Raw genomic sequence first — 638 nt, forward strand, 5'->3', positions numbered from 1 at the left:
TTCTGGTAGTGAAAATGGTTCTATCACACGGACAACAGCGTTTTTACGTAAACGTGAAACAAAGAAATAACCATCGTCCGTCATGCGGTCGAAACGCTCATAATCCAAGTAACCACGGTCGAACACGTACATGCATTCTTTGTCGTCAATGAATACTTCTAGTTGCCCTCGGTCATGTTCGATGGCGTTTGTCAGTACAGCTTTATCGGGATAGGAGCGTCCCTTTTCCATGAAAACAAGTCGCAAGTGAAGCTTTACACCTGATTTTGTTTTTCGGAACTCCGCCCACTTATGATTGGTCAAATTAAGCGGTAACGTACTCGAGTCAATGATTTTTAGTGGTGTGGTTACTTTTCTTCGTGTTTGATAATTAGTTTTCTGATGAATTTGTGCCACTAAATCGAGAAAAATCGTTTGAAAGAATTCAGTTGGGATTGTATTGATTCGTCTTCCTAATTGTGAAAAGCTAATCGAACCTAATCCCGTAGCTCGTTGTAATTCTTCGCAAAAGACAGCGTCGCTTAATGCCCGCAAACTCTCGGTTTCATGAAGGTGTGCGTACAAAAGGAGTTTCATAAATGAAGCCATATACAGCTTCTTCGTATAGTAATTTAAATGATGTGCTTCCACCAGTTCGT

At 40.8% G+C, this 638-nt stretch carries 1 protein-coding gene; it reads right to left on the reverse strand.

What is annotated here, in order from left to right; translation table 11 throughout:
* Window positions 1-638: IS4 family transposase (locus tag ACFQ0V_RS13245; protein ID WP_381014458.1), on the reverse strand; the 638-nt coding region annotated here is incomplete at both ends.

The sequence above is a fragment of the Savagea faecisuis genome, from assembly GCF_042675605.1.
Classification (GTDB): domain Bacteria; phylum Bacillota; class Bacilli; order Bacillales_A; family Planococcaceae; genus Savagea; species Savagea faecisuis.